This window comes from Clostridioides sp. LIBA-7602, from assembly GCF_056688945.1.
In genome coordinates, this window is record NZ_CP196991.1 from 94323 (window position 1) to 110517 (window position 16195).

General features: G+C 33.8%; 13 protein-coding genes. All 13 read left to right on the top strand.

The window, feature by feature from the left end; all coding sequences use genetic code 11:
• Positions 1 to 346 precede the first annotated feature (346 nt).
• The 13 genes from rpoB to rplV all read left to right on the top strand — a co-directional run bounded on the left by rpoB (position 347) and on the right by rplV (position 16181).
• Positions 347 to 4063 (top strand): DNA-directed RNA polymerase subunit beta, encoded by a 3717-nt coding sequence (rpoB, locus tag ACTG45_RS00635; protein WP_021382506.1) that lies wholly within the window; start codon positions 347 to 349, stop codon positions 4061 to 4063.
• A 41-nt stretch (positions 4064 to 4104) separates the two neighbouring features.
• A complete protein-coding gene (rpoC, locus tag ACTG45_RS00640) occupies positions 4105 to 7590 on the top strand; it encodes a DNA-directed RNA polymerase subunit beta' (protein WP_021382500.1) in 3486 nt (1161 codons plus the stop codon).
• 288 nt (positions 7591 to 7878) lie between these two features.
• Positions 7879 to 8301, top strand: coding sequence for a 30S ribosomal protein S12 (gene rpsL / locus ACTG45_RS00645; protein WP_021382501.1), 423 nt, complete (start codon positions 7879 to 7881; stop codon positions 8299 to 8301).
• Between the two features lie 121 nt (positions 8302 to 8422).
• Positions 8423 to 8893, top strand: a complete 471-nt coding sequence (rpsG, locus tag ACTG45_RS00650) for a 30S ribosomal protein S7 (RefSeq protein WP_021382504.1) — start codon at positions 8423 to 8425, stop codon at positions 8891 to 8893.
• Between the two features lie 48 nt (positions 8894 to 8941).
• Positions 8942 to 11008, top strand: a complete 2067-nt coding sequence (gene fusA, locus ACTG45_RS00655; RefSeq protein ID WP_021382502.1) for an elongation factor G — start codon at positions 8942 to 8944, stop codon at positions 11006 to 11008.
• A 90-nt stretch (positions 11009 to 11098) separates the two neighbouring features.
• A complete protein-coding gene (tuf, locus tag ACTG45_RS00660) occupies positions 11099 to 12292 on the top strand; it encodes an elongation factor Tu (RefSeq protein ID WP_169469762.1) in 1194 nt (397 codons plus the stop codon).
• Positions 12293 to 12662: 370 nt separating this feature from the next.
• The gene (rpsJ, locus tag ACTG45_RS00665) at positions 12663 to 12974 is read left to right on the top strand and encodes a 30S ribosomal protein S10 (RefSeq protein ID WP_003421175.1); all 312 of its coding nucleotides are present in this window, start codon (positions 12663 to 12665) and stop codon (positions 12972 to 12974) included.
• 91 nt (positions 12975 to 13065) lie between these two features.
• On the top strand, positions 13066 to 13695 hold the full coding sequence (gene rplC / locus ACTG45_RS00670) for a 50S ribosomal protein L3 (protein ID WP_021386632.1): 630 nt from the start codon (positions 13066 to 13068) through the stop codon (positions 13693 to 13695).
• Positions 13696 to 13724: 29 nt separating this feature from the next.
• Positions 13725 to 14348 carry a 50S ribosomal protein L4 gene (gene rplD, locus ACTG45_RS00675; RefSeq protein WP_021386633.1) on the top strand — a complete coding sequence of 208 codons (624 nt, stop codon included), beginning with the start codon at positions 13725 to 13727 and terminating at the stop codon, positions 14346 to 14348.
• On the top strand, positions 14348 to 14638 hold the full coding sequence (gene rplW, locus ACTG45_RS00680) for a 50S ribosomal protein L23 (RefSeq protein WP_003435681.1): 291 nt from the start codon (positions 14348 to 14350) through the stop codon (positions 14636 to 14638). Before rplD ends, rplW begins: the two co-directional genes overlap by 1 nt.
• A gap of 29 nt (positions 14639 to 14667) precedes the next feature.
• Positions 14668 to 15498 (top strand): 50S ribosomal protein L2, encoded by an 831-nt coding sequence (rplB, locus tag ACTG45_RS00685; protein WP_003421168.1) that lies wholly within the window; start codon positions 14668 to 14670, stop codon positions 15496 to 15498.
• A gap of 34 nt (positions 15499 to 15532) precedes the next feature.
• Complete coding sequence (gene rpsS / locus ACTG45_RS00690) at positions 15533 to 15814, top strand: 30S ribosomal protein S19 (RefSeq protein WP_021386634.1); 282 nt, start codon at positions 15533 to 15535, stop codon at positions 15812 to 15814.
• A 31-nt stretch (positions 15815 to 15845) separates the two neighbouring features.
• Positions 15846 to 16181, top strand: coding sequence for a 50S ribosomal protein L22 (gene rplV / locus ACTG45_RS00695; protein ID WP_009887891.1), 336 nt, complete (start codon positions 15846 to 15848; stop codon positions 16179 to 16181).
• Positions 16182 to 16195: the final 14 nt, after the last annotated feature.

Genomic DNA, 16195 nt, shown 5'->3' on the forward strand with positions numbered 1-16195 from the left:
ATCTATGGTCTTTATTTTGTATATTAAATAAATTGTATATATTTGTATAAATCTAATTATTTACAACTATTTTCTTATGGAATTATAATTAAATAGGGGAATGGTATTTGTATATAATTTTATATAGAAAATTAGACCTATAAATGCAAAATATGGATTTTATATTGAAAAATTGTACATAATACATAATATATGCTTAAAATAATTTACAAAAAATCAAAAATAATGCATAGTTTACATATAAGATAAAAAATATATTGAAAAATACTTGACAATATGCTAAAATTATTAGATGCGTTAGAATGAACTATTGTTTTATTTTTAATTATTGAGAGGTGAAAAGTGAATGCCACATCCTGTCACGATAGGTAAAAGAACTAGAATGAGCTTTTCTAAAATTAAGGAAATAGCTGATGTGCCAAATCTTATAGAAATTCAAGTAGATTCCTATGAGTGGTTTTTAAAAGAAGGTTTAAAAGAAGTGTTTGATGATATTTCACCAATAGAAGATTATACTGGTAATCTTATATTGGAATTTGTTGACTATTCTTTAGACGATAAACCAAAGTACGATATAGAAGAGTGTAAAGAGAGAGATGCTACATATTGTGCACCTCTAAAAGTTAAGGTAAGACTTATAAATAAAGAAACAGGCGAAATAAAAGAACAAGAAGTATTTATGGGTGACTTCCCTTTAATGACAGAAAGAGGAACTTTCGTTATAAATGGAGCAGAAAGAGTTATAGTAAGTCAATTAGTTAGATCTCCTGGTGTTTACTATGCGGAAGAAAGAGATAAAACAGGTAAGAGATTGATTTCATCTACTGTAATTCCTAATAGAGGAGCATGGTTAGAATATGAGACAGATTCTAATGATGTAATTTCTGTAAGAGTTGATAGAACAAGAAAGCAACCAGTTACAGTTTTACTTAGAGCTTTAGGAATAGGAACAGATGCAGAGATAATTGACCTTTTAGGAGAAGACGAGAGATTAACTGCTACATTAGAAAAGGATAATACTAAATCAGTAGAAGAAGGTCTTGTTGAGATATATAAAAAATTAAGACCAGGCGAACCTCCTACTGTAGAAAGTGCATCATCTTTGTTAAATGCTTTATTCTTTGATCCAAAAAGATATGATTTAGCAAAAGTTGGTAGATATAAGTTTAATAAGAAACTTGCTTTATGTTATAGAATAATGAATAAAATTTCAGCACAAGACATAATTAATCCAGAAACTGGGGAAGTATTTGTAAAAGCTGGAGAAAAAATAAGTTATGAGTTAGCTAAAGATATACAAAATGCAGGTATAAATGTAGTAAATCTACTAATGGATGATGATAAGAAAGTTAGAGTTATAGGAAACAACTTTGTAGATATTAAGTCTCACATTAATTTTGACATAGATGATTTAAACATAAAAGAAAAAGTACATTATCCAACTTTAAAAGAAATTTTAGATGGATATAGCGACGAAGAAGAAATAAAAGAAGCTATAAAATCAAGAATTAAAGAACTTATACCAAAACATATATTATTAGATGATATAATAGCTTCAATAAGTTATGAATTTAATATATTCTATAATATAGGAAATATTGATGATATAGACCACCTAGGAAACAGAAGAATAAGATCTGTAGGTGAATTATTACAAAATCAAGTTAGAATTGGTCTTTCAAGAATGGAAAGAGTTATAAAAGAAAGAATGACAGTTCAAGATATGGAAGCCATAACGCCTCAAGCGTTGGTTAACATAAGACCAGTTTCTGCTGCAATAAAAGAATTCTTTGGTAGTTCTCAGTTATCTCAGTTCATGGACCAAACAAATCCTCTGTCTGAGTTAACACATAAGAGAAGATTATCAGCTCTTGGACCTGGAGGTCTTTCAAGAGAAAGAGCTGGATTCGAAGTGCGTGACGTTCACCATTCACACTATGGTAGAATGTGTCCGATAGAGACTCCAGAGGGACCAAACATCGGTCTTATAAACTCTCTAGGAACTTATGCAAAGATAAATGAATTTGGATTTATAGAATCACCATATAGAAAATTTGATAAAGAAACATCAACAGTTACTGATGAAATACATTATCTAACTGCTGATGAGGAAGATTTATTTGTAAGAGCTCAGGCAAATGAGCCATTAACAGATGATGGTAAGTTCGTAAACCATAGAGTTGTTTGTAGAACTGTAAATGGTGCTGTTGAAATGGTTCCTGAAAGCAGAGTAGATTACATGGATATATCTCCTAAGCAAGTTGTATCTGTTGCCACTGCTATGATACCTTTCCTAGAAAATGATGATGCCAACCGTGCCCTTATGGGAGCTAACATGCAGCGTCAGGCAGTGCCTCTAGTTAGAAGAGAAGCACCAATTATAGGAACTGGTATAGAATATAGAGCTGCAAAAGACTCTGGAGCAGTTGTTGTTGCTAGAAACTCTGGTATAGCAGAAAGAGTAACAGCAGATGAAATAATTATAAAAAGAGAAGATGGAAACAGAGATAGATATAATTTACTTAAGTTTAAACGTTCAAACTCAGGTACTTGTATAAATCAAACACCTATAATAAGTAAAGGTGAAAAGATTGAGAGAGGCGATGTTATAGCAGATGGTCCAGCAACTGATTTAGGAGAAGTTGCACTTGGAAGAAACTGTCTTATAGCATTCATGACTTGGGAAGGTTATAACTACGAGGATGCCATATTAATAAATGAAAGATTAGTTAAAGAAGATAGATTATCAACAATTCATATAGAAGAGTATGAATGTGAAGCTAGAGATACAAAACTAGGACCAGAGGAAATAACTAGGGATATACCTAATGTTGGAGATAGTGCAATTAAAAACCTAGATGACAGAGGTATAATAAGAATAGGTGCAGAGGTAGACTCAGGTGATATACTAGTTGGTAAGGTAACTCCAAAAGGAGAAACTGAACTTACTGCTGAGGAAAGATTGCTTCGTGCAATATTCGGAGAAAAAGCTAGGGAAGTTAGAGATACTTCACTTAAAGTACCTCATGGTGAATCTGGTATAATAGTTGATGTAAAAGTATTTACTAGAGAAAATGGAGATGACTTATCTCCAGGAGTAAATGAATTAGTAAGATGTTATATAGCTAAAAAAAGAAAGATAAAAGTTGGAGATAAAATGGCTGGTCGTCATGGTAACAAAGGGGTTATCTCAAGAATATTACCAGAAGAAGATATGCCATTCATGGAAAATGGAACTCCTCTAGACATAATACTTAACCCACAAGGTATACCATCACGTATGAACATCGGTCAAGTTCTAGAAGTCCATTTAGGACTTGCTGCTAAGACATTAGGATGGTATGTGGCAACATCAGTATTCGATGGTGCTAATGAGTACGATATAATGGATGCTCTTGAGGCATCTGGGTATCCTAGAGATGGTAAATTAACTTTATACGATGGTAGAACAGGTGAAACTTTTGATAACAGAATAACTGTTGGATATATGTATTACTTAAAACTACATCACTTAGTAGATGAAAAATTACATGCAAGAAGTACTGGACCATACTCATTAGTTACTCAACAGCCACTAGGTGGTAAAGCTCAATTTGGTGGACAAAGATTTGGAGAGATGGAGGTTTGGGCTCTAGAAGCATATGGAGCTGCTCACATACTTCAAGAAATACTTACTGTTAAGTCTGATGATGTTGTAGGTCGTGTTAGAACTTATGAAGCTATAGTTAAAGGTGAAAACATACCTGAGCCAGGAATCCCAGAATCATTTAAGGTTCTTATAAAAGAACTTCAAAGTTTATGCTTAGATGTAAAAGTATTGACAGATGAAGACCAAGAAATAGAAGTAAGAGAATCTGTAGATGAAGATGATACAATAGGCGAATTTGAGCTAGACGTTGTAAATCATATGGGAGAAGTTGAAGAAAGTAATATAATAGAAGAAATTGAAGATGATTTTGCTGAAAACGCAGAAGATGAGGATATAGAGAATTTAGAAGAATTCGCTGAAGAGGATTTATTTGAAGAAGAAATAGATTTTGAAAGTGATGACTTTGATGTGTAAATTTAATTAATGTAAATCTCAAATAGAAGGGAGAGAACTCCTTGTTTGAATTAAACAATTTCGAGTCGATAAAAATAGCATTGGCTTCTCCAGAAAAAATAAGACAATGGTCTAGAGGAGAAGTTAAAAAGCCAGAAACTATAAATTACCGTACTTTAAAGCCAGAGAAAGATGGTCTTTTCTGTGAAAGAATATTTGGACCACAAAAAGACTGGGAGTGCCATTGTGGTAAATATAGAAGAGTTAGATATAAAGGTGTAGTTTGTGATAGATGTGGAGTAGAAGTAACTAAATCAAAAGTAAGAAGAGAGAGAATGGGACATATAGAGCTAGCTGCTCCTATGTCTCACATCTGGTACTTCAAGGGTATACCAAGTAGAATGGGACTTTTACTTGATATGTCACCAAGATCATTAGAAAAAATATTATACTTCGCCTCATATGTAGTAGTTGATCCAGGAGAAACTGGATTAAATGAAAAACAGTTACTTACAGAAAAAGAATACAGAACTGCTCTTGAAAAGTATGGATATACTTTTACTGTAGGAATGGGTGCTGAAGCTGTAAAGACATTGCTACAGAATATAGATTTAGAACAACAAAGTAAAGACTTAAGAGCGGAATTAAAAGATAGTACAGGACAAAAGAAAGTTAGAACAATCAGAAGATTAGAAGTTGTAGAGGCATTTAAAAAGTCTGGAAATAAACCAGAGTGGATGATTTTAGATGCAATACCAGTAATACCACCAGATTTAAGACCGATGGTACAACTAGATGGTGGAAGATTCGCGACTTCAGACCTAAATGATTTATATAGAAGAGTTATAAATAGAAATAATAGACTTAAAAGATTATTAGAGCTTGGAGCTCCAGATATAATTGTAAGAAACGAAAAAAGAATGCTTCAAGAAGCCGTTGATGCATTAATAGATAATGGTAGAAGAGGTAGACCTGTAACAGGCCCTGGGAATAGACCACTTAAATCTTTATCAGATATGTTAAAAGGTAAACAAGGTCGTTTCCGTCAAAACTTACTTGGTAAGCGTGTTGACTACTCAGGACGTTCTGTTATAGTTGTTGGACCAGAACTTAAATTTTACCAATGTGGACTTCCAAAGAAAATGGCATTAGAATTATTCAAGCCATTTGTTATGGACAAATTAGTTAAAGAAGGATATGCACATAACATAAAAAGTGCTAAATCTATAGTAGAAAAAGTTAAACCAGAAGTTTGGGATGTTTTAGAAGATGTTATAAAAAGTCATCCAGTTCTTCTTAACCGTGCACCGACTCTACATAGATTAGGTATACAAGCATTTGAACCAATCTTAGTTGAAGGTAAGGCTATAAAACTACATCCTCTTGTATGTACAGCCTATAATGCAGACTTCGATGGGGATCAAATGGCAGTCCATGTACCTTTATCAGTAGAGGCACAAGCAGAAGCAAGATTCTTAATGCTTTCTGTAAATAATATCCTTGCTCCTAAAGATGGTTCACCTATAACTACTCCATCTCAGGATATGGTTTTAGGTTGCTATTATCTAACAATAGAAGCACAAGATGGAGCTAAAGGAACAGGAATGGTATTTAAAGATTTTAATGAACTATTACTTGCTTATTATAATAAATCAGTTCATCTACATGCTTTAGTAAAATTAAAGGTAACACTTGAAGATGGAAGCAGTTCATTAGTTGAAAGTACAGTTGGTAGATTTATATTTAATGAAAATATACCTCAAGATTTAGGTTTTGTAGATAGAAAAGAAAACCCATTTGCACTGGAAGTTGATTTCTTAGCAGATAAAAAATCTCTTGGTAAGATAATAGATAAATGTTTTAGAAAACATGGAAATACAGAAACAGCTGAATTACTAGATTATATAAAAGCTCTAGGGTTTAAATATTCTACACTAGGTGGAATAACAGTTGCTGTTGATGATATGAGTGTACCAGAAGAAAAGAAAGTATTTATATCTGAAGCAGAAGCAAAAGTTGATAAATATGAAAAAGCGTACAGAAGAGGTCTAATATCTGATGAAGAGAGATATGAGAAAGTCATAGAGACATGGACAGAAACAACTGATAAAGTTACTGATGCTCTTATGGGTGGACTAGACAGATTAAATAATATATATATAATGGCACATTCAGGAGCCAGAGGTTCTAAAAACCAAATTAGACAGCTGGCAGGAATGCGTGGTCTTATGGCCAATGCGTCTGGTAAAACAGTTGAGATACCAGTTAAATCTAATTTCCGTGAAGGTCTATCAGTACTAGAATACTTTACATCTTCACATGGTGCCAGAAAAGGTCTTGCTGATACCGCTATACGTACAGCTGAATCTGGATACTTAACAAGAAGACTTGTTGATGTAAGTCAAGATGTTATTGTAAGAGAAATAGATTGTGGAACAGAGGATACTACAGAAATTTATGCTATAAAAGAAGGAAATGAAGTTATAGAAGAGATATACGATAGAATTGTAGGAAGATATACTATAGACCCTATATTAAATCCTGAAACTGGCGAAGTTATAGTTGAAGCTGATGCTATGATACAAGAAGATGAAGCAGAAACTATAGTAGATTTAGGAATTGAAAAAATTAGGATAAGAACAGTTCTTAACTGTAAAACTAATCATGGAGTTTGTTCTAAGTGCTATGGTAGAAACTTAGCTACAGGAAAAGAAGTTAATATAGGTGAAGCAGTTGGTATAATAGCAGCTCAATCTATCGGTGAGCCGGGTACTCAGCTTACAATGCGTACATTCCATACTGGAGGAGTTGCAGGAGCCGATATAACTCAAGGTCTTCCAAGGGTTGAAGAATTATTTGAAGCTAGAAAACCAAAAGGATTAGCCGTAATAACTGAAGTATCTGGTAGAGTTGAAATAGACGAAACTGGAAAGAGAAAAGAAGTAAATGTAATACCAGCAGAAGGCGAAACTCAAACATATGTGATACCATATGGCTCTAGATTAAAGGTTAAACAAGGTCAAATGTTAGAAGCTGGAGACCCATTAACACAAGGATTTATAAATCCTCATGATATAGTAAGAGTAAATGGTGTTAAGGGAGTTCAAGAATATATAGTTAAAGAAGTTCAAAGAGTGTATAGACTTCAAGGGGTTGACGTTAACGATAAGCATATAGAAGTTATAGTAAGACAAATGCTATCTAAAGTTAAAGTTGAAGACCCAGGAGATACAGATTTATTACCAGGTGGATATGAAGATGTATTAACATTCAATGAATGTAATAAAGATGCTGTAGCCAAAGGTCTAAGACCAGCAGTTGCTAAAAGAGTTTTACTTGGTATAACTAAAGCGTCTCTTGCAACTGATTCATTCCTATCAGCAGCTTCATTCCAGGAGACAACAAGAGTACTAACAGAAGCAGCAATAAAAGGTAAAGAAGACCACTTAATAGGACTTAAAGAAAATGTTATATTAGGTAAATTAATACCAGCTGGAACAGGAATGAAGAAATATAGAAATATAGCTGTTGAAAAAATTGAAGATTAATGGCAGATAGAGTAAAGAAATCTTGACAACCATTATTTGTGGTGTTAAAATAGTAAAGTGTGTTGTTTAAAAGTGCACTAAGGGCTTGAATAAGCTCTTAGTGACTTTTAGATGGCAATAAATGAAAACTAAAAAGCATCAAGCTAGAAAAATGCTAATATCACATATTTATGTGTTATAGACATTAAATTGTAAGTAACGTATGTTACAATCAGTCAGTATGAATATTCATATTGATGTAGTTGGCGGTCACTGATAAGATCGAAAATTTGGAAGGAGGTGCAGATGATGCCAACAATTAACCAATTAGTTCGTAAAAGTAGAAAAGCGGTAGAGAAGAAATCTACTGCTCCAGCATTACAAAAAGGTTACAACTCTTTAAACAAGAAAGTAACTGACGCTAGTGCCCCACAAAAAAGAGGGGTTTGTACTTCAGTAAAAACAGTTACTCCTAAGAAACCTAACTCAGCTTTAAGAAAAGTTGCCAGAGTTAGATTAACTAATGGTATAGAAGTTTCTGCTTATATACCAGGAGAAGGACACAACTTACAAGAGCATAGTGTTGTTCTTATAAGAGGAGGAAGAGTAAAAGACCTTCCAGGGGTTAGATACCATATACTAAGAGGTACTTTAGATACAGCAGGTGTTGATAAGAGAAGACAATCAAGATCTAAGTACGGTGCGAAGAGACCTAAAGAAGCTAAAAAGTAAAAACAATTAATGATTGATTATAGTTCGGTGCTTTAAATATATATATTTATGGCATCACGGCATTAAGTGAATTATGTCGAGTACCTATGATTTAAGTTAAATAATTAAGGAGGGAAGCGAAATGCCAAGAAAAGGTAATGTTCCAAAAAGAGAAGTTTTACCAGATCCTATGTATGGGAGTAAGGTAGTTACTAAATTAATAAATAATCTAATGGTAGACGGAAAAAAAGGAAAGTCTCAAAGTATAGTTTATGATGCTTTCGCAGTTATTGCTGAAAAGACAGGAGAAGAAGCTTTAGAAGTATTTAATAAAGCAATGGACAATATAATGCCTGTTTTAGAAGTAAAAGCAAGAAGAGTTGGTGGAGCAAACTACCAAGTACCAATCGAAGTTAGACCTGAAAGAAGACAAACATTAGGTTTAAGATGGCTAGTAAAATACACTAGAGCTCGTGGAGAAAAAGGAATGGTTGATAAGCTTGCTAAAGAAATAATGGATGCAGCTAACAACACTGGAGCTTCAGTTAAGAAAAAAGAAGATACTCATAAAATGGCAGAGGCTAATAAAGCATTTGCTCATTACAGATGGTAGGATATATAGATATCTTATAAAATTGAGGATATCATAAGGAGGATAACCATGGCTAGAAAGTTTCCTTTGGAAAGAACTAGGAATATAGGAATCATGGCTCATATAGATGCAGGAAAAACTACTACTACAGAAAGAATTCTGTTTTATACTGGGCAAACTCATAAAATAGGAGAAACTCATGAAGGAGCTTCTCAAATGGACTGGATGGAGCAAGAAAAGGAAAGAGGTATAACAATAACTTCTGCTGCTACTACTGCTTCATGGAAAGACCATAGAATAAATATAATAGATACTCCTGGACACGTGGACTTCACAGTTGAAGTTGAAAGATCTCTAAGAGTTCTTGACGGTTCAGTTGCTGTATTCTGTGCAAAAGGTGGAGTTGAGCCTCAATCAGAAAATGTATGGAGACAAGCTGAAACTTATGGAGTACCTAGAATAGCTTTTGTAAATAAAATGGATATATTAGGTGCAGATTTCTACAATGTTGTAAGCATGATGAAATCTAGATTAAATTCTAATGCAGTTCCTATGCAATTACCAATAGGTAAAGAAGATTCATTCATAGGTATAATAGACTTATTAAAAATGGATGCTGTTATATACAAAGACGACCTAGGGGTTGAAATGGAAGAAACAGATATACCAGAAGACATGAAAGAATTAGCCACTGAGTGGAGAGAAAAATTAGTTGAATCGGTAGCTGAAACTGATGAAGAACTAATGATGAAATACCTTGAAGGTGAAGAGCCTACTATAGAAGAATTAAAAGTTGCTATAAGAAAAGCTACTATAGCTTGTGAAATGAACCCAGTTTTCTGTGGTACAGCTTATAGAAATAAAGGTGTTCAGTTAGTAATAGATGCAGTTTTAGATTACTTACCGGCACCAACAGATATAGCAGCTATAAAAGGTATATTAGAAGATGGAGAAGAAGCTGAAAGACATTCTTCTGATGAAGAGCCATTCTCTGCATTAGCATTCAAAATAATGACTGACCCATTCGTTGGAAAACTAGCGTTCTTCAGAGTTTACTCTGGAACATTAGAATCTGGTTCTTATGTTTTAAATGCAACTAAGAATAAGAGAGAAAGAATTGGTCGTATATTACAAATGCATGCCAATACAAGAGAAGAAATAACTAAAGTTTATGCTGGAGATATAGCAGCAGCAGTAGGATTAAAAGATACTACTACTGGAGACACATTATGTGACCCTGCTAATCCAATAATACTTGAATCTATGGAATTCCCTGAGCCAGTTATATCTGTTGCTATAGAGCCAAGCTCTAAAGCAGCTCAAGAAAAAATGGGTATAGCTCTTCAAAAATTAGCTGAAGAAGACCCAACTTTCACAGTTAAGACTGACCAAGAAACAGGACAAACTATAATATCTGGTATGGGTGAGTTACACTTAGAGATAATAGTAGATAGATTATTAAGAGAATTCAAAGTAGAAGCTAAAGTTGGTGCACCACAAGTTGCATATAGAGAAACTATAACTCAACCAGTTGATGTTGAATACAAGTACTCTAAGCAATCAGGTGGTAGAGGACAATACGGTCACGTTAAGATTAGAGTTGCTCCTCAAGAGCCAGGTGAAGGATACAAGTTCACAAACAAAACTGTTGGTGGATCTGTACCAAAAGAATATGTTGGTCCAGTTGACATGGGTATACAAGGAGCTATGCAATCTGGTATAGTTGCTGGTTATCCAGTTGTAGACGTTGCTGTTGAGTTATATGATGGTTCTTACCATGAGGTTGACTCTTCTGAGATGGCGTTTAAAATGGCTGGTTCAATGGCATTCAAAGATGCTATGAAGAAAGGTAATGCAGTTCTTTTAGAGCCTTACTTCAAAGTAGAAGTTGTTACTCCTGAAGATTACATGGGAGATGTTATGGGTGACTTAAACTCAAGAAGAGGATTAATTCAAGGTATGGAAGCTAGAAGTGGTGCACAAGTTATAAATGCATTCGTTCCACTTTCAGAAATGTTTGGATACTCAACAGACCTAAGATCTTCAACTCAAGGTCGTGCAACTTATACAATGATATTCGATCACTATGAGCAAGTTCCAGCTTCAGTTGCTAAGAAAATAGCTGAAGGAAAATAATTTAAAAATAATTAATAATATAAATATAAAAAATAATCAGCGATATGAGATATATCTCATATCGCACAAGATAAAGGGAGGAAATTCAAAATGGCTAAAGCTAAATACGAAAGAACAAAACCTCATGTTAATATAGGTACAATAGGACACGTTGACCACGGTAAAACTACATTAACAGCAGCAATAACAAAAACATTATATGACAGATACCAATTAGGAGAAGCAGTAGATTTCGCAAACATAGATAAAGCTCCAGAAGAAAGAGAAAGAGGAATCACAATATCAACAGCACACGTTGAGTATGAGACTCCAAACAGACACTACGCACACGTTGACTGCCCAGGACATGCTGACTACGTTAAGAACATGATAACAGGAGCAGCACAAATGGACGGAGCAATATTAGTTTGTTCAGCAACAGATGGACCAATGCCACAAACAAGAGAGCATATACTATTATCAAGACAAGTTGGTGTACCATATATAGTAGTATTCTTAAACAAATGTGACATGGTAGATGATGAAGAGTTATTAGAATTAGTAGAAATGGAAGTAAGAGATTTATTAACAGAATATGATTTCCCAGGAGATGATACTCCAATAGTAAGAGGATCAGCATTAATGGCATTAGAAGATCCAAAGAGCGAGTGGGGAAATAAGATAGTAGAATTATTCGAGCAAATAGATGAGTATATTCCAGCACCAGAGAGAGATACAGACAAGCCATTCTTAATGCCAGTAGAGGACGTATTCTCAATCACAGGAAGAGGAACAGTTGCAACAGGAAGAGTAGAAAGAGGAGTACTAAAAGTACAAGACGAAGTAGAATTAGTAGGATTAACAGAAGCACCAAGAAAAGTAGTAGTAACAGGAGTAGAGATGTTCAGAAAATTATTAGACCAAGCACAAGCAGGTGATAATATAGGAGCATTATTAAGAGGTGTACAAAGAAACGAGATAGAAAGAGGACAAGTACTAGCAAAAACTGGATCAGTAAAGGCACACACAAAGTTTACAGCAGAAGTATATGTACTTAAAAAAGAAGAGGGTGGAAGACATACACCATTCTTTGATGGATATAGACCACAATTCTATTTCAGAACAACAGACGTAACAGGAGCTTGTAAATTACCAGATGGAATAGAAATGGTAATGCCTGGAGATAACGTAACAATGGAAGTAGACTTAATAAACTCAATAGTTGTAGAAGAGGGATTAAGATTCTCAATAAGAGAAGGTGGAAGAACAGTAGCTTCAGGAGTTGTTGCTACAATAGTAGAGTAATCTTTTACTAAACTAATGGATTTAATATAGAAAAAGAGGGGGTAACACCTCTCTTTTTTGTTTTTTGTTGACAAGTAGCACTAAAGCATATATACTAAACTAGTGCCTTGAGACAGATTAACAATCAAGTCTGAGGTTATGCTGTTGTAATAGAAAATAAAATTGAAAAAAATATAAAAAAAACTTGAAAAAATGTAACAGATGATATAAAATATAATAGTGTGCTTGAGAGATTAAGAAAATAAGAATTAAATCCTAGTGAAATACGAACTAATATCGATTTGAAAGTTACAACACACCCGGAGCAGTGTATCGGTATTGGTTGTACGCAACTTGAAAATTAAACACGTGATAAAGGAGGGAAAACAAAATGGCTAAGAATGAAAAAATAAGAATAAGATTAAAATCATATGATCACAAATTATTAGATTTTTCAGCAGGGAAAATAGTTGAAACTGCTAAAAAGGCTGGATCACAAGTTTCAGGACCTGTGCCTCTACCAACAGAAAAACAAGTTGTAACTATATTAAGAGCTGTACATAAGTACAAAGACTCTAGAGAACAATTTGAAATAAGAACTCATAAAAGACTAATCGACATAGCTAATCCAACACCTAAAACAGTTGACTCATTAATGAGATTAGACTTACCAGCAGGTGTAGATATAGAAATAAAATTATAAGAACCCCTAAGATATTATCCTATAGATGATTATCTTAGAATGATTACTCTAAAAGATGTAATCCGCTGTAAGAATTATAGGAGGTGCTAATATGAAAGGAATATTAGGAAAAAAAGTTGGTATGACTCAAATATTCACTGATAAAGGTGTAGTTATACCTGTAACAGCTGTTGAAGCAGGACCTATGGTCGTTACTCAAATAAAAACAGTTGATAAAGATGGATACAATGCTATACAAATAGGTTTCGAAGATGCTAAAGAAAAAGCTTTAAACAAACCTAAAAAAGGACATTTAGCTGCTGCTAATGTTTTAAAGAAACATTTAAAAGAATTTAGAGTAGATTCTGTAGAAGGATACACAGTAGGACAAGAAATAAAAGCTGATGTATTTGAAGCAGGTGCAAAAATAGATGTTACTGGAATAAGTAAAGGTAAGGGATTCCAAGGTCCAATAAAAAGACATGGACAAAGTAGAGGTCCTGAAACTCACGGTTCTAGATACCACAGAAGACCAGGTTCAATGGGAGCTTGTTCTTACCCTGGTAGAGTATTTAAAAACAAAAAATTAGCTGGACACATGGGAAGCGTAAAGGTAACAGTTCAAAACTTAGAGGTTGTTAAAGTAGATGCTGATAAGAACCTTATATTAGTTAAGGGAGCTATACCAGGAGCTAAAGGTTCAGTAGTAACTATAAAAGAAGCTGTAAAGGTTTCTAAATAATGACTAACCTAGAGAAAGGAGGAATAACAATGCCAAAATTAAATGTACTAAATGTTAGTGGACAAAACGTTGGAGAAATAGAATTATCAGATTCTATATTTGGCGTAGAAGTTAATGGACATGTTTTATACGAAGTTGTAAAAAATCAATTAGCAAATAAGAGACAAGGAACTCAATCTGCTAAAACTAGAGCAGAAGTTAGAGGTGGCGGAAGAAAACCTTGGAAACAAAAAGGAACAGGTAGAGCAAGACAAGGTTCTACAAGATCTGTACAATGGGTAGGTGGAGGAGTTGCTTTTGCACCTAAGCCAAGAAGCTACAGATATACATTACCTAAGAAGGTAAGAAGATTAGCTATGAAGAGTGCTTTATCTTCAAAAATACAAAATAGTGAAGTTATAGTATTAGATGCATTAAACATGGATGCTCCTAAAACTAAAGAATTCGCTCAAATATTAAATAATATAAATGCTGCTAAAAAAGCTTTAGTAGTTATAGCTGACAAAAATGATAACATAATAAAATCAGCTAGAAATATAGAAGGTGTTCAAACTGCATTAGTTAATACTATGAATGTATATGACATATTAAAATATGATTCATTCATAATAACTACAGATGCTGTTAAAAAAGTGGAGGAGGTGTACGCATAATGACTAATCCACATGATGTAATAATAAGACCAGTTGTAACTGAGCACAGTATGGCTGAAATGGGTGAAAAAAAATACACTTTTGTTGTGGCTAAAGATGCGAACAAAACTGAAATAAAAAAAGCAGTAGAAAAAGTATTCGGAGTTAGTGTTGATAAAGTAAATACTTTAAACTACGATGGAAAAGTTAAAAGAATGGGTAGAACTCAAGGAAGAACATCAAGCTTTAAGAAAGCAGTAGTTAAGTTAACTGCTGATAGTAAAGAAATAGAATTCTTCCAAGGAATGTAGTATTATAACAAACGAAGGAGGGAAAACAGATGGCTATAAAAAAGTTTAGACCAACTTCTCCTGCCTTAAGACAAATGACAGTTTTAGTTTCTGATGAAATAACATGTAACCAACCAGAAAAATCTCTTTTAGTTAACTTAAAGAAAAATGCTGGTAGAAACGTACATGGTAGAATAACTGTTCGTCATAGAGGTGGAGGACAAAAAAGAAAATATAGAATAATAGATTTTAAAAGAGATAAAGATGGTATACCTGCTAAGGTTGCTACTATAGAATATGATCCAAACAGAACTGCAAATATCGCATTATTAAACTATGCTGATGGAGAAAAAAGATATATATTAGCTCCAGTTGGAATTAACGTTGGAGATACTATATTGTCAGGATTAGGTGCTGATATAAAACCAGGAAACTGTTTAGCATTAAAAGATATGCCAGTTGGTACTATCATTCATAATATAGAATTAAAGCCAGGAAAAGGAGCTCAATTAGTTAGATCTGCTGGAGTTTCTGCACAATTAATGGCTAAAGAAGGAAAAAATGCTTTATTAAGATTACCATCAGGTGAGATGAGATTAGTAAGCATAAACTGTAAAGCTACTATAGGACAAGTTGGAAATATAGAGCACGGTAACGTAGTTATCGGTAAAGCAGGAAGAAAAAGACATATGGGAATAAGACCTACTGTAAGAGGTTCTGTAATGAACCCTAATGACCATCCACACGGTGGAGGGGAAGGTAGATCTCCAATAGGTAGACCATCTCCTGTTACTCCATGGGGTAAACCAGCTCTTGGATACAAAACTAGAAAGAAAAATAAAGCTTCAAATAAATTAATAGTATCAAGAAGAACTAAGTAGTAAATTTATTTTTGCTCGGAAAGGAGGAATATAAATGTCAAGATCAACTAAAAAAGGGCCTTTTGTCCATGCAAGACTTTTAAAGAAGATAGAAGCTATGAATGCTAGTGGAAGTAAAGAAGTTATAAAAACTTGGTCAAGATCTTCAACTGTATTTCCACAAATGGTAGAAAACACTATAGCTGTTCATGATGGAAGAAAACATGTTCCAGTATATATAACAGAAGATATGGTTGGACATAAATTAGGTGAGTTCGTTCCTACTAGAACTTTCAAAGGACATAAGGATGACGAAAAATCTAATAAGAGAAAATAATTAAATTATGACTAAGAAAGGAGGAATAACAATGGAAGCAAAAGCTACTGCTAAATACGTACGTGTATCACCAAGAAAAGCAGGCCAAATATGTGACCTTGTTAGAGGAAAGAATGTTGATGAAGCATTAGCAATATTAAAGTTTACTCCAAGAGGAGCAGCTTCAATAATAGCTAAGGTTGTAAAATCAGCTAAAGCTAACGCAGAAAACAATCACGAAATGGATACTGAAAAATTATATATAGCATCAATAGTTGCTAATCAAGGACCAACAATGAAGAGATTCATGCCTAGAGCTATGGGTCGTGCAACTACAATAAGAAAAAGAACTTCTCATATAGAGGTTGTTGTTAAAGAGAAAAAATAATTAATAGATAGGAG